The organism is Actinoplanes sp. NPDC051405, from assembly GCF_055586185.1.
Window position 1 is genome coordinate 284,329 of the sequence record NZ_JBVJIR010000004.1, and the last position, 24,914, is coordinate 309,242.

Annotated in this window: 20 protein-coding genes; 9 read left to right on the forward strand and 11 right to left on the reverse strand. The window is 70.8% G+C overall.

The annotated features are described in order from the left end of the window. The first annotated feature begins 39 nt into the window (after positions 1 to 39). The 5 genes from ACZ6S4_RS11870 (at position 40) to ACZ6S4_RS11890 (ending at position 3,884) form a co-directional block, all read left to right on the forward strand. Positions 40 to 555, forward strand: coding sequence for a VOC family protein (locus ACZ6S4_RS11870; protein WP_465474911.1), 516 nt, complete (start codon positions 40 to 42; stop codon positions 553 to 555). Positions 556 to 674: 119 nt separating this feature from the next. Further along, a complete protein-coding gene (locus ACZ6S4_RS11875; RefSeq protein WP_465474912.1) occupies positions 675 to 863 on the forward strand; it encodes a hypothetical protein in 189 nt (62 codons plus the stop codon). Further along, a complete protein-coding gene (locus ACZ6S4_RS11880) occupies positions 860 to 2,242 on the forward strand; it encodes a dihydrolipoyl dehydrogenase family protein (protein ID WP_465474913.1) in 1,383 nt (460 codons plus the stop codon). The genes ACZ6S4_RS11875 and ACZ6S4_RS11880 overlap by 4 nt, the downstream gene beginning before the upstream one ends. After that, positions 2,242 to 2,454, forward strand: a complete 213-nt coding sequence (locus ACZ6S4_RS11885) for a hypothetical protein (protein WP_465474914.1) — start codon at positions 2,242 to 2,244, stop codon at positions 2,452 to 2,454. Before ACZ6S4_RS11880 ends, ACZ6S4_RS11885 begins: the two co-directional genes overlap by 1 nt. Before the next feature lie 230 nt (positions 2,455 to 2,684). Beyond that, positions 2,685 to 3,884 carry an MFS transporter gene (locus ACZ6S4_RS11890; protein ID WP_465474915.1) on the forward strand — a complete coding sequence of 400 codons (1,200 nt, stop codon included), beginning with the start codon at positions 2,685 to 2,687 and terminating at the stop codon, positions 3,882 to 3,884. Between the two features lie 34 nt (positions 3,885 to 3,918). Here the strand turns inward: ACZ6S4_RS11890 and ACZ6S4_RS11895 are convergent, their stop codons facing one another. After that, positions 3,919 to 4,266, reverse strand: coding sequence for a hypothetical protein (locus ACZ6S4_RS11895; RefSeq protein WP_465474916.1), 348 nt, complete (start codon positions 4,264 to 4,266; stop codon positions 3,919 to 3,921). Between the two features lie 73 nt (positions 4,267 to 4,339). Continuing rightward, entirely contained in the window at positions 4,340 to 13,144 is an 8,805-nt protein-coding gene (locus tag ACZ6S4_RS11900) for a DNRLRE domain-containing protein (RefSeq protein ID WP_465474917.1), read from the reverse strand. 401 nt (positions 13,145 to 13,545) lie between these two features. Between ACZ6S4_RS11900 and ACZ6S4_RS11905 the strand changes: the two genes are divergently transcribed. Beyond that, the gene (locus ACZ6S4_RS11905) at positions 13,546 to 14,658 is read left to right on the forward strand and encodes a YncE family protein (protein ID WP_465474918.1); all 1,113 of its coding nucleotides are present in this window, start codon (positions 13,546 to 13,548) and stop codon (positions 14,656 to 14,658) included. A gap of 35 nt (positions 14,659 to 14,693) precedes the next feature. Here ACZ6S4_RS11905 and ACZ6S4_RS11910 read toward each other — a convergent pair whose 3' ends face one another. After that, the gene (locus ACZ6S4_RS11910; protein WP_465474919.1) at positions 14,694 to 16,205 is read right to left on the reverse strand and encodes a P-loop NTPase; all 1,512 of its coding nucleotides are present in this window, start codon (positions 16,203 to 16,205) and stop codon (positions 14,694 to 14,696) included. Further along, complete coding sequence (locus tag ACZ6S4_RS11915; RefSeq protein WP_465474920.1) at positions 16,202 to 16,567, reverse strand: hypothetical protein; 366 nt, start codon at positions 16,565 to 16,567, stop codon at positions 16,202 to 16,204. Before ACZ6S4_RS11915 ends, ACZ6S4_RS11910 begins: the two co-directional genes overlap by 4 nt. A 105-nt stretch (positions 16,568 to 16,672) precedes the next feature. Between ACZ6S4_RS11915 and ACZ6S4_RS11920 the strand changes: the two genes are divergently transcribed. Next, complete coding sequence (locus ACZ6S4_RS11920) at positions 16,673 to 18,271, forward strand: MFS transporter (protein ID WP_465474921.1); 1,599 nt, start codon at positions 16,673 to 16,675, stop codon at positions 18,269 to 18,271. Positions 18,272 to 18,330: 59 nt separating this feature from the next. Next, on the forward strand, positions 18,331 to 18,528 hold the full coding sequence (locus tag ACZ6S4_RS11925) for a hypothetical protein (RefSeq protein ID WP_465474922.1): 198 nt from the start codon (positions 18,331 to 18,333) through the stop codon (positions 18,526 to 18,528). On the opposite strand, the gene ACZ6S4_RS11930 is transcribed toward ACZ6S4_RS11925, so the two are convergent. The 7 genes from ACZ6S4_RS11930 to ACZ6S4_RS11960 all read right to left on the reverse strand — a co-directional run bounded on the left by ACZ6S4_RS11930 (position 18,499) and on the right by ACZ6S4_RS11960 (position 24,695). Beyond that, positions 18,499 to 19,149, reverse strand: coding sequence for a hypothetical protein (locus ACZ6S4_RS11930; RefSeq protein WP_465474923.1), 651 nt, complete (start codon positions 19,147 to 19,149; stop codon positions 18,499 to 18,501). The two genes, ACZ6S4_RS11925 and ACZ6S4_RS11930, sit on opposite strands and share 30 nt — an antisense overlap. 25 nt (positions 19,150 to 19,174) lie before the next feature. Continuing rightward, a complete protein-coding gene (locus ACZ6S4_RS11935; RefSeq protein ID WP_465474924.1) occupies positions 19,175 to 21,436 on the reverse strand; it encodes a heavy metal translocating P-type ATPase in 2,262 nt (753 codons plus the stop codon). A 12-nt stretch (positions 21,437 to 21,448) separates the two neighbouring features. Next, positions 21,449 to 22,402 carry a hypothetical protein gene (locus tag ACZ6S4_RS11940; RefSeq protein WP_465474925.1) on the reverse strand — a complete coding sequence of 318 codons (954 nt, stop codon included), beginning with the start codon at positions 22,400 to 22,402 and terminating at the stop codon, positions 21,449 to 21,451. A gap of 2 nt (positions 22,403 to 22,404) precedes the next feature. Beyond that, entirely contained in the window at positions 22,405 to 22,614 is a 210-nt protein-coding gene (locus ACZ6S4_RS11945) for a heavy-metal-associated domain-containing protein (protein ID WP_465474926.1), read from the reverse strand. 101 nt (positions 22,615 to 22,715) lie between these two features. Next, on the reverse strand, positions 22,716 to 23,342 hold the full coding sequence (locus ACZ6S4_RS11950; RefSeq protein WP_465474927.1) for a DUF305 domain-containing protein: 627 nt from the start codon (positions 23,340 to 23,342) through the stop codon (positions 22,716 to 22,718). Positions 23,343 to 23,441: 99 nt separating this feature from the next. Further along, positions 23,442 to 24,095 (reverse strand): hypothetical protein, encoded by a 654-nt coding sequence (locus ACZ6S4_RS11955; protein WP_465474928.1) that lies wholly within the window; start codon positions 24,093 to 24,095, stop codon positions 23,442 to 23,444. 30 nt (positions 24,096 to 24,125) lie between these two features. Next, a complete protein-coding gene (locus ACZ6S4_RS11960; RefSeq protein ID WP_465474929.1) occupies positions 24,126 to 24,695 on the reverse strand; it encodes a TetR/AcrR family transcriptional regulator in 570 nt (189 codons plus the stop codon). 82 nt (positions 24,696 to 24,777) lie between these two features. Here ACZ6S4_RS11960 and ACZ6S4_RS11965 point away from each other — a divergent pair, with 82 nt between their 5' ends. After that, entirely contained in the window at positions 24,778 to 24,912 is a 135-nt protein-coding gene (locus tag ACZ6S4_RS11965; protein ID WP_465474930.1) for a hypothetical protein, read from the forward strand. The last annotated feature ends 2 nt before the right edge of the window (positions 24,913 to 24,914 follow it).

Genomic DNA, 24,914 nt, shown 5'->3' on the forward strand with positions numbered 1-24,914 from the left:
GACTTCGGGCTGTCAGCAATTCGGTCCAAGGAGGTCATCATGACCAGCAGCACCCATGTCAGTGGCGAACCGCAGACCGCCGGTCCCGCCGGCACCAGCGTGGCGTACCGGCTCGAGGTCGCCGTTCTTCCGGTCGCCGACGCCGCCCGCGCCCGGGACTTCTATCTGGGGCTGGGGTGGCGGCTCGACGCCGACATCGATCCCGGCGGTGGCTACCACGCCGTGCAGCTCACCCCGCCCGGGTCGACCGCCTCGATCATTCTGGGCACCGGCGTCACCACCGCCCAGCCGGGCCAGAACGGCGGGCTGCTGCTCGCGGTCGACGACATCGAGGTCGCCCGCGCGCAGCTCGTGTCCCAGGGCGTACCGGTCAGCGAGATCTTCCACGACGCCGGCGGCAGCCTCGGCGCCGGTTTCGTCGCCGACCCCGCCGGCCACGCCAGCGGTCCGGACCCGGAGCGCCGCTCCTACGCCTCGTACGCGACGTTCGAGGACCCCGACGGCAACCGCTGGCTGCTCCAGGAGCTCACCGACCGGCTGCCGGGCCGGGTCTGAGGAGCAGGTACGGGGGCCCGGCGACCAGTGGGTTTCCCGGGCGCGAGCCCGGGCCGGGCCGGGCGAGAGTGAGATGACCGGCGGCGAGCCGGTTCCGCAACGGACACGGAGGGCACCTGATGGACGTCGCAGCGCTGGCCGAGCTTCTGCGTGAGGCCGAGGACAACCACGGCCGGTACGAGCCGACCGCACCGAAACATCACTGGTGGGACTGGTACGCGGCCTTCGTGGTCGCCCGCCGGCAAGGCCGAAGCGCGGAAGAGGCGTACCGGGACGCCACCGCCGCCCTGGAAGGGTCGCCGCGATGACCACCGGCTTCGACGTGATCGTGCTCGGGGCCGGCGCGCCCGGGGAGCACTGCGCCGCCGCGCTGGCCGCGGGTGGCCTGCGCGTGGCCATGGTGGAGCGGGAGCTGCTGGGCGGCGAGTGCTCCTACTGGGGCTGCATTCCGTCCAAGACGCTGCTGCGGCCCGGGGAGGCGCTGGCCGGGGCCCGCAACGCCCCCGGCGCCAGGGAGGCCGTGACCGGGACCGTCGACGTGAAGTCGGCGCTGGCCTGGCGTGACTTCATGGTGTCGAACTACGACGACGCCGGCCAGGTGGCGTGGGCGCGCGGCGCCGGGATCGAGGTGATCCGCGGCCGGGGCCGGCTGGCCGGGCCGGGTGCGGTCGAGGTGGACGGGACGACGTACACCGCCGGGCATGTCGTGGTCGCCACCGGTTCGGATCCCGCCTTCCCGCCGCTGCCCGGGCTGGCCGAGCTGCCCGGGGTGTGGACGGACCGGGAGGTCACCGGCCTGACCGAGGTGCCCCGGCGGCTGCTGGTGCTCGGCGGCGGGGCGATCGGTGTCGAGATGGCGCAGGCGGTCACCCGGCTCGGCGGGTCCGTCACGCTCGTGCAGCGCGGCGACCACCTGCTGCCGCGGGAGCCGCGGGCGCTCGGTGACCAGGTGGCGGAGGTTCTGCGCGCCGACGGCATCGAGCTGCGGCTCGGCCAGGCGCCGACCGCTGCCCGGCTCGACGGTGACGAATACGTGCTGGCGTTCGGGGACGGCTCCGAGGTGAGAGGTGACCGCCTGCTCGTCGCGACCGGCCGGCGGCCGCGGGTCACCGACATCGGGCTCGAGACGGTCGGCATCACCCCGGACCCCCGCGGGATCGCCGTCGACAGCCGGCTCTCCGCCGGGCCGAACCTCTGGGCCATCGGGGACGTCACCGGGCTGTGGCTGCTCACCCACGTCGGTGAGTACCAGGGCCGGGTCGTCGCGTCGAACATCCTCGGCGGGCACCGCGAGGCGCACTACGAGGCCGTGCCCCGGGTCATTTTCTGCGACCCGCAGGCGGCCGCGGTCGGCGCGGCCGAGGGCGACTTCACCGCCACGATCCAGCTCAGCGGTGTCCCGCGGACGTCGACCTACACCCGCGCCTACGACACCCAGCCAGGTTTCCTCACCCTGGTGTCGGACGGCGAGCGGATCACCGGGGCCTACGCCCTGGGGCCCGAGGCGGGTGAGTGGCTCCAGCAGGTGACGCTGGCGATCCGTACGGGCACGCCGGTGCCGGTGCTGCTCGACGTCATCCAGCCGTTCCCGACGTTCTCCGAGGCCGTCTTCCAGGCCCTGCGCGACCTCGACGCGCAGATCACCCGCGCCCGGGCCGCGGCTGCGCCCGCCGGTCAGGAGGCGTGATGGACCGCGCCGCCGTGTCCGTGGCCGTCGTCGGCAGCCGCACCGAGGCGGAGCTCATCGTCGGCCTGCTGCGCAGCCAGGGTCTCCGGGCAGCCTCGTCGGCCGACGACGCCGGCGGGCAGGAGCCGCAGTTGCAGCTGCAGGGCGTGCACGTGCTGGTGGCCGCCGCCGACGAGGCGGCGGCCCGTCGGCTGCTCGCCGAAGTCGGCTGAGTCGATAGAGTTGCAGCCGTTGCGGCGCGTCCGCCCGGAGAAAAGAGGAGCACTGATGGCCACCACGATGACCGGAGCTTCCGTTCGCCCCCTGGTGACCGCGGTCGCCGGCTGCTAGAGCCGCGCGGGTAGCAGCACAGCACCCATCCCGGTCGCCGGGGCGAGGTGACACCTGTCACCGGCCCGTGGCGCTGTCTGGCGTCTCCGTTCGCCTCTCCGGGAGTTCCGCTGTGTCCGCACGCCCGCAATCCGCTGCTCATCCTGTCCACCGCAACGTCCGCCTGCTGAGCTGGTTCAACTTCTGCGGCGACTTCCGCCTGTACGGGCCCATCATGGTCATCTACTTCGCACAGGTCACCGGCTCGTACACCGCCGCCGCCAGCCTTCTCGCGGTGAAGATGCTGTCCTCGGCCGCGTTCGAGGTCCCGACCGGGGTGCTCTCCGACCGCCTCGGCCGGCGCGGCACCATGATCGCCGGTGCCGTCGTCATGGTGGCCGCCCATCTCGGGTACGCCGCCGCCCCGGGCTACGGCCTCCTCCTCGCCGCCGTTGTGCTGGAGGGACTGGCCACGGCACTGTGGAGCGGCAACAACGAGTCTCTGCTCTACGACACGCTGCTCGAAGCCGGCCGGGAGGAGGAGTTCCCCCGGCACTCGGGCCGGGTGAACTCGATGTTCCAGCTCGCGCTCGCCCTGGCGGCGGCCGTGGGTGGCGTGGTCGGCGGCGCCTGGTCGCTGCGCGGGGTGGTCGTGCTGTCGGTCGTGCCGCAGATTCTGTGCGTGTTCATCGCCTGGCGGGTCCGGGAACCGCGGGTGCACGGCCCGCTGGAATCGACCGTGCTGGTGCATCTCGGATCGGCCCTGCGCGGCATCCGCGGTAATCCGGTGCTCCGCCGGATGACCCTGGTGTCGGCGCTTCGGTACAGCAGCGAGAGCGCGGCGCAGCTGTCGCCGGTGTTCGTGGCCGGGCTGTGGCCGCTCTGGGCGCTGGGCCTGTGGCGCACCTTCGGCCACGCCGTGGCCTTCGCCGGCTTCCGCGTCAGTGGCTGGGTGATCGGCCGGCTGGGCGCGACGCGCACCCTGCTGTCCGGCGAGCTGTTCGACACCGTGGCGAACGTCGTGGCGCTGGTCAAGCCGACGGTGTTCTCGCCCGTGCTGCTGGGGTCACCGGCCTACGGCATGTCGACGATCGCCCAGCAGACGCTGCTCCAGCGCGAGTTCACCGACCGGGAACGCGCGACGATGGGTTCGCTCGCGTCGCTGCTCGGCAGCGTGCTGTACGCGCTCGTCGCGCTGGGAGCCGGGCTGGTGGCCGACCGCTGGGGCATCGTTGCGGCGTTGCTCGCGATCCAGGCGGTGGTGCTGATCGCCCTTCCCCTCGCGTGGTGGGTGCACGCGCACGCTTCTTCGCGACGGCTTCTCGGCGCCTGACAAACGGCTCGGGCGGGACCGCGCCGCTAGCGGCTCACCGCGCGGCGCCGCCCGATCGGACCTCCACCGTGGCCGGAGCCATGTCGTCCGTGCTCATCCTGGCCTCGAGGCCGGCGGACTGCAGGATCCCCAGGATCGCGGTCGCCATCAGGTGCTTGACCCGTCCCATGTGCAGGACCGCCTCGTGCTCCGTCTCTCCCGCCATCAGTTTGTCGAAGGCGACGGAGCTCAATGCCTCGGACGGCGTCCAGACCACCGAGACGAAACCGTCGTCCGGTTCGACACCGAAGCCGCCGGCCTGCGGTTCGTCGAATGACGAAGCCTGCAGTCCGGCGGCCTGCAACTCCCGCGCCACTGTGTTCTCGAGTGCCTCGTCAGCCATTCGCCGAGACTAATCCATTCGCCGCACCACGACAAAGGGGCCCGGGAATTCGTTCCCCGGGCCCCTCGCCGCACTACCGTCCGCCGCTGGCTCTTCGTATCATCCCCGCCAGCATCTCATTGGCCACGGAATTGACCAGCGCATTATCGCCCCAGGGAACCGACCAGGTCACCCGCGCATTGTCCGCCAGATAACCGGAGAGCTTGCTCGCACACGCGGAGCAGGGTTGCCGTTCGCTGTACAGTTCGGTGATTTTCCCGACGTTGTTGCCCTTGGCCTTCATCGCGTTGATCTGATCGATGATGTGGTCCTCGGAATGGTAGCCGTCGCCCTTGCTGAAGCCGGTGACCAGGCCGTTGTGACCGTCGACCTTGGCCACCGCGACGTTGCCGCCGGGCGCCTTGGTCCGCGGGCCGGTGGGGAATCCACCACCCCCACGGGCCTTGTACGCCGCAGTGCTGAGACCGTCGCTGTTGTACGGGATCTTTCCACCACAGTTGTGCACCAGAACCGTGGCGGTCCCGACGACGACGTAGTACGTGTGGATGCCGTCGACGGTCAGGTTGTGGACCTGCCGGGTCTCCTTCCAGGTGTGCGTCGCCTTGACCTCGAGGAGATTGCCGTCGACGTCCTCGACCATGTCGCCGGTCCGCAGCTCCGCGGCGGGGACGAACTTGCCCAGCTGATCGACCCAGAACGGGTGGCCGTCGGTCGCGATGACGCTTCCCGTGGCTTTGCCGGCCGCGCCGTCGGTGTCGACGGTGATCTCGACCAGTTGTTTTTCCCCGTCACCGGGGATCAGGTCGATGACCGGCCGGCTCTCGGTGATACCCAGCTCCGGGTCACCGGCCAGCACCTCGTCGCCGAGGTCGATGTCCTCGATGGCCTTCAACGAGCCGTCCGCCATGAGCACGGCCGTGCCGGGCACGAAGCTGTTGCTCGCACAGCTGCTCCCACGGGAGGCCGCCGTGCCGCCGCTCTTCGCGCCACCGCCGCCACCGCCGCCGCGTGCCTTGGCTGGTCCTGCGCTACCACCGCCGCCGGTTGCCTTGGCACCGCCGGTCGGGCCACCGCCGCCGGACGATGCCTTGCCGGGCGACGGTGCGGCTTTACCGCCACCCTGGGCCGCGTTGGCCGCCTTCGACCCGCTGCGCGCGGCGTCGGCACCCTTGGCCGCCGACTGGGCGGCGTCGACGCCCTTGGCGGCGTACTTGGCGCCCTTGGCGGCGCTGGCCGCGTAGCCGGCGAACGGGATCGCCGAGGCCGCCGACAGGGCCGCGTTGCCGTAGTCGCCCTCGGCCGCGTACCAGGCCGCGTTGGCCAGGTCGGCGACCTCTCCGACACCGGGTACGAGGCCGGCGACGTCCAGCGCCGCGTGGCCGACGTCGCTGAGTGAGAAGTGGCCGTCGATCTCCACCTGCGAGATCGGGTTGCCGCCGCCGAACGCGTACCGGTTGTTGGTGAACGGGTCGGTCGACAGGTTCATGTCGTCCAGGGCGCCGTTGTAGCTGTCCTGGGTCAGGAACCGGTTCAGGCCGGGGTCGTAGTCCCGGAACCCCATGTCGTACGAGCCGGAGGACTGGTCGAACCGCTTGCCGTTGAACCGGTAGGCGTTGTACGGCTCCTTGTTCGGATCCTCCGGGTTGCCGGCGTCGGGCTTGTCGGCGCCGCTGAACTGGGCGTCGTCGTTGCTGCCGTACGCGGTGTAGCCGTACGTCGCCCGGGAGTCGCCCCGCTCGTCGGTGATCTGCTCGACGTCGGTGTGCGGGTTGTAACCCTGGTAGGACGTCTCGAAGCTGCCGTCGTCCTTGAACTTCGCCTGCGACAGCAGGTTGCCGTCCGGCCCGTACTGGTAGGTCTTGCGGAGCTTGCCGCCCTCCTCCTCCGACAGCATCTGCTCGGCCAGCCCGAGGTAGGAGAACTTGGTGGTCTTGTCGTTCTGCTTGCGGGTGAGCTGACGGTCCAGCGGGTCGTAGGTGTACTCGGTGTCGCCACCGGGCGTCTTGGTGTACTTGGTCGTGCGGTCGAAGCCGTCGTAGGTGTACTTCTCGGTCTCCTTGCCGTCCGTCGTCGTGCTTTCCTGCCGGCCGAAGTCGTCGTACTTGAACGTCGAGCTGACCGAGATGCCGGCGGTGGTGGACGTGGAGGTCTTGAGCCGGTTCCTGTCGTAGTTGAACGTGGTCCTGGTGTTCTTGACCGACTGCTCGATGACGTTGCTGTTGGCGTCGTGGACATACGTCTCGGTGCCGGCACCGCTACCGGTCTTGACCTGCTTGCGGATCCGGTCCCTCGGGTCGTACTCGTAGGTCGTGGTGGTGTCGATCGTCGCGGACTTGTTGTCCGCGTTCTGCTTCTTGGCGACGTCCTTGGCCCGGTGGCCGTTGGCGTCGTACTCGATGGTGTGCTCGTTGACCACCGTGCCGTTCGACTTCTTCTCGACCTGCTTCTGCAGCTGCTCGTCGAGGTAGTAGTCGTAGGTGACGGTGTTGCCGTTGCCCTTCTTCTCCGTGGCGACCTGGCCCCGCTTCGTGTACGTGAAGGTGGTCGTCTTCGCGTCGGAGTCGGTGGCGGTCTTGCCGTTCTTCAGCTCCGAGACCAGGTCGCGGGCGTCGTAGGTGTACTTCGAGTACGTCTTGTCGTGCGTCAGCTCGAGCAGGTTGTCGTTGACGTCGTAGCCGTACCTGGTGGTGTTCTTGACCGAGCCGTCGAGCTTCTCCTCGACCTTCTCCATGCGGTTGACCACGTCGTACGTCATCGCGTACGTGTCGATCCTGGCGTCGGTGCTCTTGTCGAGCATCGTCGTCAGGTTGGCGTTGGCGTCGTAGGAGAACTCGAAGTTCTTCCGGGCGGTGCCGGAGCCGGCGCCGTCGTCGGACTGGGTCTTCTGCTTGCCGTCCGGGAAGAACGTCCAGTTCATCTGCCGGGTCTTGTTGTTCGCCCCGGTCACCTTGCGGGAGGTCTGGTTGCCGATGGTGTCGTAGTCGTACTCGGTCTTGATGCCGAAGGCGTCGGTGCTGGTGCGGTTCCAGCCGTTGTCCCAGTACGTGTACTTGATCTCGGGCCGGGTCGTCTCACCCTCCGACGGCGGGGAACTCACCGTCCTGGTGTTGCCGACCTCGTCGTAGGTGTAGACGGTCTTGTCGGCCGTCTTGTACCGGTCGTCCCCGGAGGCGTACGGCTCCTGCTGCTCCTTGACCCGGTTCAGCACGTCGTAGACGGTCACCGTGGCGAAATCGTTCAAGTCGCCGGTGGTCTCGACACCCCGTGGTGAGATGGCCCGGGTCTTGTTGCCGACCTCGTCGTACTCGAACTTGGAGGTGCGGTACGTCGTCGTGCCGTCGACGGTCTTGTGCGGAGCTTTGATCTCCTCGACCGCGGAACGCGGGTCGAACTTGACGGTGGTGCGGTTGTTCTCCCGGTCCACCGTGGCAGTCGGGTTGCCGTCGCGGTCGTACTCCGTCTTCGTGACGTTGCCGGCCGCGTCGGTGATCGCGATCTGCCGGTGGTTGAGGTCGTAGTCGTACTTCGCGTTGTAGTCGTCGGGGTCGGTGGTCGCCGACTTGCGCTGATCCGCCGCGGTCTTCAGGTTCCCCACGTTGTCGTAGGTGGAGACGACCCGGCCGCCGAGCGGATCGGTGGCCTCTATGACCTGGTTCAGCTCGTCGTAGCGGTAGGTCGTCGTGTAGTCGTCCGGGGTCGCGGTCAGGTTGCCCTTGGGCTCGGTGTCACGCAGCAGGTTGCCGACGTTGTCGTAGTCGTAGGTGGTGATGCGCTCCGGCGCACCGCTGCCGTCACTGGGCTCCTTGCGGAACTCCAGCCGGTCGGTCGGATCGTGGCCCGACTCCGTCACGGCCCCGTTGGCGGCCTCCTCGCGCACCACGTTGTCGTTGCCGTCGTAGGTCGGGCCCGGCGTGACGATGTAGACGTTGTTCGCCGCGTCCTTCGGTTCCCGGGAGTTCAGCGGCCGGCCGAAGACGTCGTAGGTGTACGTCGAGGTCTTGCCGGCGGCGTCGGTGATGGAGACGACGTTGCCGATCGCGTCGTACTCGTACGTCTCCTTCTGGTTGAGGGCGTCAGTGATCGTGCGCGGATAGCCGACCGGGTCGTAGTCGTCGTACCTGGTGGTGTTGTCGTTGGCGTCGGTCGAGGTCTTCTGCTGACCCCACGTGTCGTACGTGTAGACCGAGGTGTAGTCACCGGCGGCCGTGGTCGCGTTGCCCTTGGGGTCGGTGACCGAGGTCAGGTTGCCGTAGGCGTCGTAGCCGAAGGTGTGCTTGCGGCCCTCAGGAGATGTCTTGCCGATCAGCTCGGCGGTGTGGCCCTTGAGCCCGAACCGGTACTCGAGTTTCTGCGCCGGCCAGTTGTTCTTGTTCGCCTCCGGATCCTTGATCTCCAGCGGCAGGCCGGTCTTCTCGTCGTAGACCCAGGTGGTGACCGCGCCGTTGTCCTCGGCCAGGCGCCGCACGTTGTTGTCGGCGTCCCAGGTCAGTTCGGTCTTCTGCTGCTTGGCGTTGGTCAGCAGGGTGGGCCGGCCGAAGCCGTCGAGCAGGTACTTCGAGGCGTGCCCGTTGGCGTCGGTGACGACGTTCTCGATGAACGAGCCGGTCGAGCCGTCCGGGTCGGTGTAGGTGAAGTCGATGTTCTTGTCGTTGCGGTCGATGACCTTCTCGGTCCGCCACTTGAGCAGGTTGCCCGCGGACGCCGGGAAGTAGCCCAGCTTGGTGCCGTTGCCGCGGGGATCGTCGACCCGGACGAGCTTGGGGTTGTTGAGGCCGGAGGAGTCGTCGTAGTAGAAGCCGAACGGCTTCTCGTCCGGCGTGCCCTGCCCGTCGAGGACCTCGCGCAGCAGGCCCTTGTCGTTGTAGGTCAGGGTGATCCGGCGCCCGGTGACGTCGGTGATCGCCCGCAGCTGGTTGACGATCTGGCCGTTGGCCAGGTTCGTGCCGGACTGCTTGGTGTCGCTGTTGCCGGTGAAGAAGGCGAAGTTGTCGCCGCTGTTGAAGTACTCGAAGGTCAGCGTGCGGCGGCCGGTGGCGTCGGTGATGTACTTCAGCACGCCGGTGTTGCGGTTGCCGACCTTGACCCGCTCGTAGGTGAACCGCAGGTCGTTGCCGTTCTTGTCGATGACGGCGGTCTGGTAGCCGTCCACGTCGAAGAAGAACTGGCTGCGGTCCGGGCGGGTCATCACCCAGGTACGGGTCGGGTCGTCGCCGTTGCGCTGCAGATAGAGGTGCACGCCCGCGGCACTGTCGTAGTCCCAGTCGGCCTCGTTGCTGCTGTTGTGCTTGTTGAGGTCGAAGAAGTGGCTGGTGCCGTCGCCGTCGGTCAGCGTGATCTTCGCCGGCCAGCGGGGGTCACCGCCGGAGAACTGCAGCGGTGAGCCGAGCCGGGTGACGGTCGAGGTCGACAGCGACCAGCCGTACCCGATGTAGGAATTGGAACTGTCCTGGCTGTTGTACGACAGCCGCAGGAACGTGGACAGGCCGCGGCTCGGGTTGCTGAACGCGTTGTAGCTGAACACCGCGTTGCCGGAGAACTGGTTCACCATCACGGTCGAACCGGCGCCCGCGTTCTGGCCGGTGTACTGGTAGAACTTCTCCAGCCCGAGCTGGTCGGAGGTCGGATCCTCGACGGTCACGGGCTGGGCCAGCGGCGGGATCTCCCACACCTGCGACAGCCACTGGTTGGTGGTCTTGTTGCGCAGGTCCCACTTGAGCACGAACTTCTGCCGCTTGTTGCCCTGGTCCGAGCGGACCGGCGTCATGATCTTCGCGTTGACCGTGGTCACCGCGCCGGAGGCGAGATCCACCGGCAGCGGGGTCTCACGCTGGTTGTCCCCGGTGGTGACGTCGGTGCCGTCGGCCAGCTCCCACCGGTACGACAGCACCCAGTCCGCCTTGGCCAGCGGCGAGCTCGTCGAGTTGGTGATGGTCACCGGGGACGTGTACTCGTCACCGGGGATCATCCGCGAGGGCACGGTCGGCGCGTAGTACGTGTTCTCCGTGGCCGGCGCCGTGTAGATCACCTCGAGGCGGGGCCGCTGCCGGATGTCGGGCACCTCACCCGCGGTGAACAGCACCCGTTGCGTCGGCGTGGACTCGTTGGCCAGCCGGAACAGCACACCCTTGTTGCTGCTCGGGGTGTTGACCCAGCCCTGCACCAGCGACGTGGCATTCCAGTTCTGCCAGCGCGGATCGGTGCCGATGTTGGTCACCGAACCGGACGCCGCCGCGGTGTAGTCGCCACCGGGGGTGGTCCAGGCGGTGGAGCCGGCGGCCTTGTTCCACGAGCCGGTGGCCTCGTCGAAGTCACGGGTCAGGCCGTGCATGTTGAAGGTGGCGCCGCCGTCACCCTCGGAGTACGCACCCCAGAGGCCGACCTTCGCGCTGAGCACCTTGGTGCCCGTGGGCAGCCCGGTCATGCTGGGCCACTTCACCACGGCCCGGCTGGTGCCGAAGATCGAGCCGTTGTTGCCGATCTGGACCAGCCCGCCCCCGTCGAGCACGTCGTGGCCGGTGTCGGGCTGCTTGCTGGTCAGCGTCGTGTCGGTGGAGTTGCCCTGCAGCACGCGCACGATGTGGCCGGCCTTGGGCAGCTGCACCTGCTCGGTCGGGGACGGGATGAGCTGCCCGTCGCGGGTCTTCACGACGATCATGTAGTAGAACGGGGCACCGAACTCGGTGGCGTTGTTCGCCGGCGTCGGTGTGCCGCTGGTGTCGCTGTAGGACGTGCGGTCCTTGAGGATGGGTGCGACCAGGGTGCGCTCCGAGGGGATGAAGCTCTGCGCGGAGCTGCGGTGCACCTGGTACTCGACGATGTCGTCGCTGGTGCTGCTCGACGGGTCGGCGTAGGCGCTCCAGGCCAGCTCGGCGCCGGTGGAGCGGATCGTCGTCGGCATCTGCAGCGTGACGCCGGGCCGGCCCCAGGTCAACAGCAGGGTCGGGAAGGTGTCGACCTCGCCGCCGAAGGCGTTCTCCGCGCCCTCGTAGCGGGGGCCGCTGAGCACGCTGGCCTCGTTCGGGGTCTTCAGCACGAAACCGTGGTTGGCCTGCTTGCCGTCGATCCAGTCCTGCACGATCGACCGGACGCTGAAGGTGTGCCAAGCGTGGTTCTGGAAGGCGCCCTTGCTGTCGGCGGCCTTCTTGACCAGGCGCACGCCGTCGGCCACGACGGTCTTGCCGGCCACGTCACCCAGGACGACCTTGTGGGTGGTGCCGGCGTTGAAGGAGAACTCGCCCAGCGACACCCAGGCCCCGCTGCCCGACCCGGTGGTCTGGTTGACCGTCTTCACCGTGCTGCCACCGGTGTGGAAGACCGTGTACGGCGCGTTGGTGGCGCGGTCGGCGCCGGGGACGTAGTGCACCTGCACGTCGTACTTGCCGGTCTCGGTGACCCGCGGCACCCAGGTGTAGGTGTCGCCGGTGGTGGCCCCGCTGTTGGTGCGGTAGCTGCCGCTCAGTGCGGCCGCGGCGCTGACCGAGGGCCACTCCCCCACGGCCGCGGTCTTGCCGGAGTCGGCGTTGTCGATCTGCTCGGTGTTGGTGCCGATCTCGCCGACCGCGGTGTTGATGTTGTTCCAGGTGACCGTGCTCTCGTTCCAGGCCGCGGTGACCCGGTGCGCGTTGATCGGCACCACGGTGCCGTCCTGCGCGTTCACCATGTTCTGGTCGAAGTACATCTTGAGCTGGGCCGAGTCCAGCTTCGTGCCGGCCGGGACCTCGCTGAGCGGGAACTTCACCAGGCTGCGGAAGATCGCGTTGGTGGACCCGCTGACCTGATTGGTGCCGACCGACAGCCGCCACGACGTGTCGTAGTTGACCGCCGGGTCGTACGAGTTGATCATGCCGTCCTGGGCCTGGCCCACCTGCGGCTGCACCTTGATGGTGGGGTCGATGACCACCGGGTACTTGCGGGCGCCGTCGCGCAGCCACTTCTCGTCGGCCGTGACGGTGAGCCGCAGCGCGGAGCCGGAGCCGGTGAGAACCTGGGTGACCTTGTTGCTCCACCCGGTGCCGGTCGGCGTGGCCGGGTCGGCACCGCTGTCGTACATGTACGGCTTCGGCAGGTAGAACAGCGGCGCACCGTCGGCGTCGGCGGCCCGGAAGGCGATCGAGCCGTCCGGCTGCGCGGCGGCGGTGACCCCGTCGAGCGCGAGGGTGAAGGTGTACGACGCGGCCCCGGCCGGGGCCTTGTCGAGCACGATCTTCTCCTTCAGCGCCGAGGCGTTCACGTCGTACGCGACGTCGGCGCTGCCGAACACGTCCGGATAGCGCACCGCGCTGCCGCGCACCTTGGGTGTCACCTTGCGGGCGGCCCCGGCGACGCCGACGGACACCGAGCGTCCACCCAGGTCGTAGCGGACGAGCCGGTCGGTGCGGTCGCCGAAGCGGCTGTCGAAGGAGTTCTGGCCGGCGCGGTAGACGTACCCCTGCTCGCCGGTGCGCCGGACCGTGGTGTCGATGTCCTGCCAGCGTCCGCCGGCGTCGCGGTAGTGCAGCGGCGTGCCGCTGACCTCGGCCTGCGTGCGGCCGTCGGCCAGGGTCCACACCTTGGCGTTCGACGTACGCGCCGAGATCTTCTCCGCGACCCGTTTCGCGGCCGGCAACGTCTTGCCGGTGGGCGCCTTCTGCCGGTCCGGCAGGCTGCTGCCCGGTCCCGGTGGGGTGGCGGCGACCGGGCGGCCCTTGACCGGCGGCATGCCCGGGGGCGGGTCGGCGAGCACCACGGCATCACGGGCGCGTTCCTCGGCGGATTGAGACGACCCGTCGTCACCGAGGCGCTGCGTGGCGACCAGGCCCGAGCTGATGAGCAGCAGGCCGAGCAGGCCCGCGCCGATGGCGGTACGACGACGGCGATTGTGCGGAGAATGGGTGTCCATGCTCGTCGAGCTCTCCTCGATGGAGGTGCGGACATGCGACGGAACAGGCAGCCTCTATCGCCACACGTCGCCATGGAAACAATGGGCGTGCGGGCAGGGCGGATGTGCGCTGGTGAATGTCGCTGGCCGACTCGGTTGACAGAAAGATTGCGACGCGTGCAAAGCGCGTCGGACCGAGCGGATCCGGCCCCCCGTGTGGTGGTACGCAGCCGATAGCTGGCAGCGACCGTATCAGCCGGATCCGTGACCGGCAATGACCGTCCTCAATGGTCCGATGCTTCTGCCGCAGTCGGAATGTCCCAATCTCCAGCACCTGCGATACGACGGCGACCGGGACAGCGCGACCCGGAACGGCGTGCATAACCTGCCTGCGCCATCGTTGTGTCACGGGGGAGGAATCAATGAAGGTGCCGAACAGCCGCATATTCGCAGGTGCGGCCGTCGCCGCCCTGGCTGTTACGACAATCGTCTATTCAGGAGGGCCCGCGCAGGCCCTCGACAACCAGCTGGGGCTGCCAGCCTTCGGTGACCTCGTCGTCGACCAGGACCACGACCAGGTCTACATCTCCGGTGGATCCAGCTCCAACGGCGTCGTCGTCACCGACCTCCAGGGTCGCGTGAAGAAGACGATCACCGGTCAGTACGGCGCGACCGGCCTGGCCCTGAACGCCGACAACCACAAGCTCTACGTCGCCCAGGCCGCCGGCGACGCGATCTCGGTGATCGACACCCATACCCTCAAGGAGACCGCCCGCTACAGCACCGGCGCGCGGACGTGCCCCACCCACCTCGTCCGGGCCGGCGAGCTGCTCTGGTTCGGCCACGGCTGCGACGGCACCTGGAGCGGCGGCGTGGGCCGGGTGAAGTTCCCGGAACCGGTGGAGCCCGACCCGTCCGCGTCCCCGTCCGCGTCGCCGTCGCCCTCGCCGACCCCGAGCACGCCGCCGAAGCCCACCATCGACCTCAACACCCAGGGCGACGTCCGCTTCCAGCGGGCACCGCTGCTCGCCGCCCACGACGACGCCGCCGGTCCGCTGGTCGCCGCGCAGCTGAACCTCAGCCTGTCCACGGTGTACGTCTACGACATCGGCGAGAGCGGTGACCTGACCACCAGGACCTCGGGCACCGCGCCGGGCAGCAACCTCAACGACATCAGCATCGACAAGTACGGCCAGACCCTGCTGACCGGGGCCGGATCCCGCAACGCGACCCAGGCGTACGCGCTCGACGACCTGTCCGGCCGTGGCTCCTACTACACCGGGTACTACCCGGTCGCCGTCGCCGCGGCGCCCGACGACTACCACGTCGCCAACGGAGTCCGCGCCGGCGGCGACGACATCTACGTCTACGAGACCGGCGGTGTCGTCCCCGAGCGGCGCATCGACATCACCAGTGACGTGCTCGCCCCGCGCGGACTGGTCTGGTCCCCCGACAGCGAGACCCTGTACGCCGTCACCCAGCCGGCCGCGGGCGGCGCACCGACCCTGCACGTCGTCAACAACCCGACCTCATGACCGGTGGGGCGCGGCCGCCGAGCCGCGCCCCCACATCACGTGCCCCGGCGGCTGTTCAGCAGCAGTGACACCTGCAGGATGCCGCAGCTGAGCAGGGCGGCCGCCGGGTGCAGGTCGATGCTGCGCTCGGTGAGGTGCCGGCTGATGGCCGCGGCGATCTCCGCGTCGGCGTACGGGGTGATCGCCAGCAACGCCGGGCCGCCGGCCTCGACCGCCAGCGACGGATCGGCGTGCAGCAGCGTACGCAGCGCCGTACCGACGTGCGGCCAGGTCGCCGCGGCCGCGGCGAGGAAGATCAGCCCGCGGCCCGCATGGCCGGGCACCCGCCCGGCTTCGCGGGCGAAGACGTCGGTGAGCGAGCTGCCGCACCAGGGGTCGGCCAGGCTGTCCGGCTGATCGGTACGCAGGGTGAGCCCGATGAAGTCCTCGGCGAGACGATCGGGGTACAGAGGTTCCAGGACCGTCCCGGCGGTGGTGGGCGGATAGCAGCGCGCGTGGGCGTCGAGGATCTGCTGGGCGCTCGTGCCGGCGGCCGCGGGCAGTCCGCTGCGGGTGAGCAGCGCGGCGCCGGCGGGCTGGGGCAGGCCACCGGTGATGCAGGCGATGAAGACCGCCCGCGCGGCCGTGGTGGACCGGTGCTCGCCGTGCAGCACGGTCCAGTAGTGGCACTCGCGGTTGAGCAGATACCGCGACAGGTCCCTCGCGCCCCTCGGGGCCAGCTGGTGCTGGGCGTTCGCGTCGACGACGGCGAGCGCGGCCATGTGCACGGTCAGCACTGAGCCGTAGGCGCGGTCCGCGGGACCACCGGGGACGGCGAATTCCGTGGACGCGGGCAGCCCGTAGATCTCGGCGAAGCGCCGGCAGGCCGTCTCGAACAGCGCCTGCCGTTCGGCGTCGGTGCCGGCGAGCGGCTCCAGCGGCACCGGTACGCCCGTGATGATCCCGAGCTTGTCGCAGATCGAGTCGGCCACCGACCACCAGCTCAGCGACCGGGCCAGCAGGAGCACCCGCAGCGGACCGGTGTGCCGGGCGTACCGGTCCAGCAGTGACTGCAGGTGCGTCAACGGCCAGCGTTCGGCGTAGTCCACGACGATGAGCAGCGGATGGTCGCCGGCCACGGTGAGCGGTGCGCCGCCGCCCGGGGTGTCGGTGCGGTGCCGCGCCCAGCCGACCGTCCAGCCGGCTGCGGCGGCGAGCTCGGCGGCCCGCGCGGCGAGCCGGGTCTTGCCCTCACCACCGGCGGCACAGATCAGCCGGGCCGCTCGCCGTGGCCCGTGGTCACGCCAGGCCGCCAGCTCGCCGAGCTCCCGGGCCCGGCCGCTGAACGGGATCACCCGGCGGCGGGCGTTGAGCAGCTTGCTGGGCTGCTCCCGCAACGCGGCGAGATCCGCGAACTCGTGGGGCAGCTCGGGCGGTGGCGTCTCGACGGTGAACATCGGGCCGTCGCCGCCGTACACGTGGGTGGTGATCGGAGCGTGCACGTCGCCGCCGACGCTGACCGCACCGGGCCCGGCCGCGTGGGCCGCCCGGCCGCGGTCGGGCGTCACTGCCACAACTGCACATCGGTACGGATGGCAGCAGTGCTCGTGCCACCGACCACGACCGATGCGGGCCCGCTCGCGCCGGATGCCGCCGCCGGGACCGGGCCGGCGAACCGGGTGCTCACTTCCGCGTTGTTGTCACCGCCGACCGCGACGGCACCGGGACCGGGGACACTCACCGGAGGCGCGCCGGAACCGGGTGGCGACACCAGATACTGCCAGCAGAGCGCCACCACGGCGAGCACGGCACAGACCGCGCTGGCGACCTTGTCGGCCGTGTCCAGGCCGGTCGCGGCGAACAGCGCCACGAGCCCGAGGACCAGCAACCCGGCCACGACACATCCGGCGCGCCGGCTGAACTCCATCACGGCACACATTAGAAGGCCCGCCGCGCGGCTGCGCCAAGCTCCGTCACCCCATCGAGGATTTCCCGCCCGGCGGTAGAGCGTGGCGGGCCCGGGTAGACCCGTACGGTGAGCGCCCAGTCATCCACCGCCCGGGTCGCGCCGCCCTCGGCGTGGGCACCGTTGCGCGTCGCCGCCTTCCGCAGCCTGTGGCTCGCTCTGCTGGCCAGCAACATCGGCACGTGGATGCAGACGGTCGGAGCCCAGTGGCTGCTCGTCGAGCAGTCCGGGACCGACACCCTGGTCGCGGTGGTCCAGACCGCCAGCACCCTGCCGATCGTGCTGCTGGCGATGCCGTCCGGCGCGCTGGCCGACACCTTCGACCGGCGCCGGCTGCTCATCGGCGTGCAGGCGTTCCTGGTCGCGGTGGGTGTTCTGCTCACCGTGCTGACGTTCGTCCAGCGGATGCCGCCGACCCTGCTGCTGACGCTCACCTTCGCGCTCGGCGCCGGTCAGGCGCTGACCGCCCCGGCCTGGCAGGCCGTCATCCCCGAGCTGGTGCCGCGGCCCCAGCTGGCCTCCGCCTCCGCGCTCGGGGCGATCAGCATGAACCTGGCCCGGGCGGTCGGCCCCGCGGTCGCGGGCGTGCTGATCGCCCGTACCGGTGTCGGTGTGGTGTTCGCGCTCAACACCCTCTCCTTCGTCGTGTTCGCGCTCGTCCTGTGGCGCTGGCGGCCCCCGGCCGCCACGATGGGCACCGCGCCGGAACGGTTCGCCGCAGCAGTCCGCTCCGGCGGCCGCTACGTCCGGTATTCACCGGTGGTCCGCCGCATCCTGCTGCGCGCGGGTCTGTTCCTGATCCCCGGCAGTGCCCTCTGGGCCCTGCTCCCCCTGGTCGCCAGCCGTCGCCTGGGGCTCGGCTCCGGCGGGTACGGCGTCCTGCTCGGCGCGGTCGGCGTCGGCGCGGTGGCCGGCGCGCTGCTGCTCCCCCGGTTGCGGGCCCGCTGGTCCCTGAACCGGCTGCTGCTGGTCGCCGGCACGGGTTTCGCCCTGGTCCTCACCGTCCTCGCGCTGAGCCGCTCCGAGGCCGTCGTCGTCGCGGCGCTGTTGCCGGCCGGCGTCGCGTGGGTCATGGTGCTGTCCAGCGTGAACGCCGCGATGCAACTGTTCCTGCCCAACTGGGTACGCGCCCGCGGCCTCGCGGTCTACCAGATGGTCTTCGCCGGGGCCCAGGCCGCCGGCGCCCTCGCCTGGGGCGCCCTGTCGGACATGTGGGGGCTGGTGCCCGCGCACCTGACCGCCGCCGTCCTCATGCTGGCCGGCGCGGCGACGCTGCGCTGGTGGCCGATGCGCGACACCACCGGCCTGAACCGCGAACCGGCCGTGTTCTGGCCCGAGCCGCACCTGGAGCTGGACCCGGACAGCCAGGACGGCCCGGTCCTGGTCACCGCCAGCTATCCGGTGAGCCCCGAACGCGCGGCGGCGTTCGTCGAGGCGATGGAGGCGGTACGCCGCAGCCGGCTGCGGACCGGCGCGGTGCGCTGGGGCCTGTTCCGGGACGGGGAGCAGCCGGACCGCTTCGTCGAGGCGTACCTGGTGCCGAGCTGGGACGAGCACCTGCGGCAGCACGGCGGCCGGCTGACCGGGGCCGACCGGGCGGTGGAGGAACGGGCCCACGCGCTGGCCGACGGCCCACCACAGGTGAGCCACCTGATCTCGGCCCGCTGACCACCAACGATGGACCGCCGCATCCGTCGTTTCCCGGACAATGCCGATCCCGGCGCCACATGGCCCAGGTCCTGCAGCGCCTCACGCCCGAGGAGCAGGAGGAGCTGGCCCCGATGGCGCTGATGGCGGCCAACCGCGACCCGCAGACCTTCCCCGACCCGGACACCTTCGACATCACCCGCAAGCACAACCGGCACCTGAGCTCTGACCACCATGGACAGAGGGGGTCACGTGTGGGCGGTGACGATCCTCGGTAGCCGCATCGCCAGGGCCGCGGTTACCGCGGCCAGGGCGAAACCACTCCACGGCTGGACCGGCTGCAGGAAGAAGCCGGACAGGGCGAAGACCGCGATGAGGACGGCGTAACCGACGCCGTACCAGCGCAGCCGCCGGTTCGTCCGGGCGATGGCGGTGCCGAGCACGCCCGCCGCGACGATGAGCAGGAACGTGGCGCTCAGTGCGGTGGCGAACAAGGCCGGCCCGTACGCGGTGTCAGCGTTCAGATCCGGCATGCCTGCGACGCCGTCGAGGTGGGCACGGCCGATACCGGGCTGGACGAAGGCGGCGCTGCCGAACGCCGCGGCCAGGAACACGTTGGCCAGCACGGTCAGCACCAGCCCGGTGATCGCGGCGCGCGCGGCCCGGCCGTGCACCAGCAGCGCGGTGACGGCGGTCGCGCCGAGGACGGCCAGGCCGGCGCCGAGGACGCTGGCACCGAGATGGCTGACCAGGAACACATCGGTCGTGACGTAGCGAGCGTAGGCGTCGAAGTCGTCGACCGAGGGCTGGTGGGTCACGGTGCTCAGGCCCAGCAGCACCCCGTACGCGGGCAGGGCCCACAGCCCGGCGCGGGCCGCGGCCGTGGAACTCGTGGACATGGCGATAGCTCCCTTCTCGCGCAGGTCAGACAGCGCCGGCGAAGCGGCGCAGGCGCAGGCTGTTGGCCACCACGAACACCGAGGAGAACGCCATCGCGGCGCCGGCGATCATCGGGTTGAGCAGGCCGGCCGCGGCCAGCGGCAGCGCCGCGATGTTGTAGGCGAACGCCCAGAACAGGTTGCTCTTGATGATCCGCAAGGTGCGCCGGGACAGCCGGATCGCGTCGACCGCGGCCAGCAGGTCACCGCGGACCAGGGTGAGGTCGGACGCCTCGATGGCCACGTCGGTACCGGTCCCCATGGCCAGGCCCAGGTCGGCCTGGGCCAGGGCGGCGGCGTCGTTGACGCCGTCGCCGACCATCGCGACGACCTTGCCCTCGGCCTGCAGCCGCTTGACCACGTCGACCTTGTCGGCCGGCAGCACCTCGGCGACGACCTCGGTGATGCCGACGTCGGCGGCCACCGCCCGGGCCACGGTCGTGTTGTCGCCGGTCAGCAGCACCGGTGTCAGACCCAGGGCGCGCAGGGCGGCGACGGCCTGCCGGCTGGTCGGTTTGACGGCGTCCGCGACCGCGAGGACGGCGCGGGCCCGGCCGTCCCAGCCGGCCACGATCGCGGTACGCCCGGCAGCCTCGGCATCGGCGGCAGCCCGCTTGAGGCCGGCCGGGACGTCGAGTCCTTCGCGTTCCAGCAGCCGCAGCCGTCCGACCAGGATCTCGACGCCGTCCACGGTGCCGCGTACGCCGAGGCCCTCGAGGTTGGCGAAGCCGGTCACGGCCGGCAGCACGCCGACCCGGTCGGTGGCGGCGGTCGCGACGGCCTGGGCGATCGGGTGCTCGGACGCGGCCTCGACAGCCCCGGCCCGGCGCAGCACCTCGTCGGCGTCGACTTCGTCGCCGGCGACGACGTCGAGCAGGGTCATCCGGCCGGTGGTGACGGTGCCGGTCTTGTCCAGCACGACCGTGTCCACCGTACGGGTCGCCTCGAGCACCTCCGGCCCCTTGATCAGGATGCCGAGCTGGGCGCCGCGGCCCGTGCCGACCAGCAGCGCCGTCGGCGTGGCCAGGCCCAGCGCACACGGGCACGCGATGATGAGCACGGACACGGCGGCGGTGAACGCGGCGGTCCAGCCGCTGCCGGTGCCGACCCACCAGCCCAGCGTGGCGGTGGCGAGAGCGATGACGATCGGCACGAAGACCCCGGAGATGCGGTCGGCGAGGCGCTGGACCGCGGCCTTGCCGGTCTGGGCCTGCTCGACCAGCGTCGCCATCTGCGCGAGCTGGGTGTCCGCGCCGATGCGGGTGGCCCGCACGACCAGCCGGCCGCCGGCGTTGACCGTCGCGCCGACCACGGTGTCCCCGGCGCCGACCTCCACGGGTACGGACTCGCCGGTGAGCATGCTGGCGTCGACCGCCGAGACACCGTCCTCGACAACGCCGTCCGTGGCGACCTTCTCCCCCGGCCGTACCACGAAGCGGTCGCCCACCGCGAGCTCACTGACGGGGATGCGGGTCTCGGTGCCGTTGCGCAGCACGGCGACGTCCTTGGCGCCGAGCTCCATCAGCGCGCGCAGGGCGGCTCCGGCGCGGCGCTTGGAGCGGGCCTCGAAGTACCGGCCGGCCAGGAGGAAGGTGGTGACCCCGGCGGCGGCCTCGAGATAGATGTTGCCGGCGCCGTCGCCGCGGGTGACGGCGAAGCTGAACGGGTGGACCATGCCGGGGATGCCGGCGGTGCCGAAGAACAGGGCCCACAGCGACCAGCCGAACGCCGCCAGGGTGCCCAGCGAGATGAGCGTGTCCATGGTGGCGGCGCCGTGCCGCAGGTTGGTCCACGCCGCCCGGTGGAACGGCAGCCCGCCGTAGACGACGACCGGCGCGGCCAGCGTCAGCGACAGCCACTGCCAGTACGTGAACTGCAGCGCCGGGATCATGGCCAGGGCGATCACCGGCACGCTGAGCACGATCGACGTCCACAGCCGGGTCCGCAACCCGCGCAACTCGTCGGCCGGCTGCGCCGGTTCCGCCGGGCCGTCCGCCGTACGCGGCGGGGGCGGCACCTCGGCGGTGTAGCCGGTCTTCTCCACCGTGGCGATCAGATCATCGGCGGTGACGGCGGCCGGGAACGTGACGGAGGCCTTCTCGGTGGCGTAGTTGACCGTGGCGGTGACCCCGTCCATGCGGTTGAGCTTCTTCTCGATCCGCGACGCGCAGGAGGCACAGGTCATGCCACCGATCGACAGCTCGATCCGGTTCGGTGCCGTCAGCAGCGGCTCGGCGCCTGATGCCATGGCTGCTCTCCCTCACTCGTGGCTGTGGTCGGTGGTGTCGTGCCCGCCCGCGACGGACGGTTCCGGCGTCACCATCGGAGTACCCGCTATGGCGGTGAACTCAGCGGTGCGTACCTTGCCGGCGTGCTGGAAGTCCAGGTACAGCCGGTAGCTGCCGCTCGACGGAACTTCAGCGTAGAAGGTGACCCGCGGCCCGGCAGCGGTCTTGCCGTCGCCCGGGGCACCGTCGGGGTGGACGTGCAGGTAGGCGAGGTCGCCGGCCCGCAGAGCCACGAGATGCCCGTACGCGCCCAGGTACGGCTGGAGGTCGGTGACCGGCGCGCCGCCCTTGGCGACCGACAGCGTCAGCTTCGACGACGCACCCGGAACCAGATCGCCCTCCAGAGTGACGGTGTAGCCGTCGACGGTGGCCGTCCGTGCCGCCGCGGGCAGGGGCCGTGGCCGGTAGTCGCCCGGCGCCGGCACGTCCGCGCCCAGCGTCAGGCCCTCCGCGTGCCCCGCGGGCCGGAAGTCGGCAAAGACCCTGTACTGCCCCGCGGCGGGAACTGCCAGCGGGATCGACCAGGTGCCGTCCGCGGCGAGAGCAGGGTGCACGTGCTGGAAGCCGGACAGGTCCCGGCGCACCACGATCAGGTGCAGGTCCTTGTCATGGCTCATGGTGTAGCTGGTGACGGGCGCGCCGTCCGGTCCGGTGATCCGGAAGGCGAACGGCTGCGGCTGGCCGACGGCCAGGGCCGGGGAGAGCGGCTGGAGCTGGTAGCCGTCCTGGGCAATCTGGAGGCCGGCCGGAACGTGCTCGCCGGGGCTGTCCGCCGCGGCGGCACTGTCGTGACCGCCGTCGCTGTGGGCCGTCGTGGTGGTGGTCGCACTGTCGGCCGGGTCGGCCAGATTGCCGAGGCCGAACGCCGCGGAGAACACGACAGCCAGGCCGAGCACGAAGGAACCGAGCTTGAGTGGGGTGCCCATCGCTACCTCACCACCTCGTAACCCGCCTCGTCGACAGCCGCGGCGACCGCCTCGTCGTCGGCCGGCTGGTCGCTGGTGACCGTGACCGCGCCGGTGGCCAGGTCGACCCGCACGTCGGTGACGCCGGGGAGCCGGCCGACCTCGGCGCTGACCGCGCCGACGCAGTGCGAGCAGGTCATTCCGGTCACGGTGTAGGTCTTTGTCGTCGTCATTCCTTCACACTACCCATACCCCCCAAGGGTATCAAGCGGCATGGGGAGTGACACCCAGCACGGCCGGGCACCCGCTCAGGCGCCCGGCCGGACCGACGGTCCTACAACCGGCCGAGGATCGACCGCATCGTGGCGATCTCGGCCTGCTGATCGGTGACGATCTTCTGGGCGAGCGTCTTGGCGTCGGTGTTCGAGCCGTCCTTCAGCTCGTCCTGCGCCATGGTCACGGCACCCTCATGGTGGGCGATCATCATGGTGAGGAACTGCTTGTCGAAGGCCACACCCTTGGCGGCCGCCAGCTTCTCCAGGTCGGCGGCCGACATGTCGCCCGGCATCGCGCCGTGCCCCATGACCGGCATGGCCATGCCCGGCTCCGGCGCCGGCCGACCCCACGCGCCGAGCCAGCCGGTCATCGTGCTGATCTCCGGCTGCTGGGCCGCCTTGATCTTGGCGGCCAGGGCCGTCACCTCGGCGTCCGCGGCGCGCGTGCCGGCCAGGTCGGCCATCTCGACGGCCTCACGGTGGTGCACGGTCATCATCTGGGCGAACATCACGTCGGCGTCGTTGAACGCCGCGGCGCCGGCCGGCGCACTCCCCGCGGGGGCCGCGGCACTCGCGGCCGGGGCCGAGCCGTGATCCATGCCGGAACCCGACATGTCGTCACCGCAGGCGGACAACGCCAGCAGCGCGGTGGCGGTCACGCCCGCGAGCAGAGCACGGCGCGGCAACACAGAATGCTTCAACACAAGAGGGCCTTTCGGTATCGGTGAACGTGCACGAGGACAGAGCGCGGCCCGCCCCGGGACAGGGGTGGGCGACGCGGCGTCCTATATGCGCAGCACCGACACTGCGGCCACGGCGAGTCCGGCGGATCTGACCGGCGGGCCCCGGGACACGACGGCCCACGGATCCGCCACCGAGGCCGGACGCTCCCGCCGGCGCGACGGCGCCACCAGCATCGCGAGCAGGATCAGCGTCGCGACGGCCCCGAGCACGGCGAGGCAGACGCTCCAGCCGGCCATCCCGCCGTGCGGCGCCGACCCCGGACCGTGCGCGCATCCGCCATCACACCCGCCGGCGCCGGCGGGCTCGGCCGAGGTCGCCCCTGGCATGGCGGCGGCGAGCACGGCCCAGGCCGCCTCCCGCACGGCGGCGGCGGGCTCGGCCCGGGTCGCGCCTGGCGCGGGGGCGGCGAGCACGGCCCAGGTCGCGCCTGGCGCGGGGGCGGCGAGCACGGCCCAGGTCGCGCCTGGCGCGGGGGCGGCGAGCACGGCCCAGGTCGCCTCCCGCACGGCGGCGGCGGGCTCGGCCCAGGTCGCGCTCGGCATGGCCGCGGCCATCGTGGCCGGGTGGTGACCGGCGGCTTCCAGCCGCATGCCGGCATGGCCGATCGTGTGCATCGCGGCCAGGCCGAACAGGGTGCAGGCGAGCAGGAGCCACCGGACGGATCGCCCGGTCTGTCCTGCTTCATCTAGCGGCACGGGGTCCAAGTTAGCGCGCCGCCTCGCCGGCTACGCCGCCGGGCGCAGGCCGGCCAGCGTGAGCGTGACCAGCCGGCCGACGGCGGCCTTCGACGGCAGGTCACTGGCCGCGGTCAGGGCATGCAGACAGTACGTGGCCAGCTCCCCCGCGGCGATGTCACCACGCACCTCCCCGGCGGCCGCCGCCCGGCTGATCAGCTCGGTGACGAGGTCCCGCAGATGCTGGTGGGCGCGGCCGACGTGCGCACGCTGGTGCAGAGCGAGCGCGAGATCCTTGCCGTGATGCTCGTGCGAGATGAGCGCGAAGGCGTCGAGCACCGCGGCGAGCTGCCGGCCGGGCTCCGGGGCGCTGTCCCGCGCCGCGACGAGCTGCTGCAAATGGTGCTCGATCTGGCGCTTGTGCCACGCCACCAGGATCGCGTCGACGTCGGGGAAGTACTTGTAGAGCGTGGCGCGGCCGATGCCGGCACTGCTGGCGATCTGCGACATGGTGACCGAGGCCAGGCCGTGCTCGGCGGCCAGTGCGGCGGCGGCGTCCAGGATCGCCGCGTGCACGGTACGGCGGTGCCCGTCGATCGTGTCGTTCCACAGCTTCGGCACCCCGTCAGCATACGTACGCCGTACCGAAGTCATGGTGTCTTTGAAGTAGACAGGCTGTCTCGCAAAATGGTTTCATGGGGTGATGAGCGAGCTGCCACGCTGGGTCAAAGTGTTCGCCGTCGTCGGGATCGCGCTGGCCGTCCTGGTGCTCGTCGCGCTGTTCACCGGCCACGATCCGGGCCGGCACACCGGCACCTGGCCGGGACCCGCCGCGTGACG